A 1,899-nucleotide genomic window follows, 5' to 3' on the forward strand; every position below is an offset into this window, starting at 1 on the left:
AATTCACAGACCAAGTCATCACCCTTTCCGGTCGCCGCCGTCAATCCCCTCTAGGGTTATCCGGAGAAACCAAGTTTGAGGTTGCTTTGTACTTACCCAAAGGCAATCCAAAACCAGCCCCCTTAGTAGTCATGTCCCATGGCTTTGCCTCAGATCGCAACCATTTCACCTATTTAGCAGAACACTTAGCATCCCATGGCATTGCTGTAGCCGTTCCTGAACACGTCGGGAGTAATGTTGAATACTCTCAAGCTGTACTACAGGGACTAGCGAATGGAATCAATCCGGTAGAGTTTATTGAACGACCCTTAGATATTAGATATGTGCTCGATGAGCTGGAAGACCTCTCTAAATCTGACCCTAATTTTGCTAATAAGCTGAATCTGGAACAGGTTGGTGTGATTGGTCATTCCTTCGGGGGTTACACAGCGTTAGCCGTAGCAGGTGCAGAAATTAATGATTTAAGACTGCGCCAAGTGTGTCCTGATCAAGACCCAACCTTCAATCTCTCTGTACTGCTCCAATGCCTTGCCAATCGCTTACCCCCGTTTAATTATGACTTGCAGGATCCACGGGTCAAAGCTGTAATCGCTGTTAATCCTATTACCAGCACAGCCCTTGGTCCAGCTAGCTTGGGTAACATTCAAGTGCCAGTCATGATTATGGCAGGTAGCCACGACATCGTAGCACCAACTGTCCCAGAACAGATTCACCCCTTCATTTGGCTCAATACCCCAGAAAAATATCTGGCAATGATTGTTGATGGCAACCACTTCTCCACTAGTGGTGCATCCGGCGACGATTTTGCCCTGTTTCCTAAAGAATTACTTGGTTCCAATCCTCAGGTCGGACTTTCTTACCTAAAAGCCTTAAGCTTAGCTTTTGTTAATACTCATATTCGGGATTTGCCAAACTATCGACCTTACCTCAGTGTTAGCTATGCCAAATTCCTCTCTGAGAATTCCCTAGAGCTACATTTAGTCAAATCTTTAACTCCAGAACAACTAGAGGAATCTTTTGGCAGTGAACCTCCCCAAAGTATCATACCACAACTTGCCATTGAGCCAATACCGAAGCGTTCAGAAACGGTTTTAGACCAAATTAAACGAACTGGTACCATAAAAGTTGGTATTAGAAAAGATGCTGCTCCTTTCGGCTACATTGATACCAACGGAGAGTGGAAAGGGTATTGCTTTGACCTACTCAATTCCTTAAAAGACAAGGTTGCCGAAGAACTCAATAAACCCATAGAACTAAAAGTTGTTGCCCTTCAATCCACCTTGGAAAATCGCTTTGCTATTGTCCGAGACGAAACCGTACATCTTGAGTGTGGACCTAATACGATTAGGAGTGATATTGCAGGGGTAAAATTCTCAACACCATTTTTTATTACTGGCACACACTTTTTAGTGGATTCTCAACAGCCGAGAGTCTTCAATCGTTACCAAAGCCTTGACAGTTTAAAAATTGGAGTACTTCCCAGTAGCCTCACAGAAACATTTATTGAGCAAACCTATCCTAATGCTCAGAAAATAGTTTTTCCTGGAGACATAGGTAGGTCTCAAGGAGTCACAGCATTAGTCAATAGGGATATTGATGCCTTTGCCAGCGATGGCATTTTATTAATTGGAGAAGTCGCCAGACAAGGACTATCCTCATCCCAGTACACCTTATCTCCAGATCAACCACTGACCTGTGATTTCTATGGCATGATTCTCCCTAAGAGTGATCCGCAATGGCAACGTATTGTCAACTCCTTTATTGAAGGAGAGAAAGCTAAAGAAATTTGGGGGGGATGGTTTACAAATTTGTTTCCCTATGTCTTATTAAATCTAGAGTATTGTATTGATAAATAAGATGTAAGTCAGTCTAGGATATTCATCATTATTTTTTAGCAGT

The 1,899-nt window shown here is 42.9% G+C and carries 1 protein-coding gene; it reads left to right on the forward strand.

Features of this window, described 5'->3' with window-relative positions; translation table 11 throughout:
- The coding region (locus tag F6K37_RS45920; RefSeq protein WP_287256878.1) for an alpha/beta fold hydrolase at window positions 1–1,856 on the forward strand (1,856 nt) is incomplete at its 5' end.
- Window positions 1,857–1,899: the final 43 nt, after the last annotated feature.

It is taken from the genome of Moorena sp. SIO4E2 (assembly GCF_010671945.1).
Taxonomy (GTDB): Bacteria; Cyanobacteriota; Cyanobacteriia; order Cyanobacteriales; family Coleofasciculaceae; genus Moorena; species Moorena producens.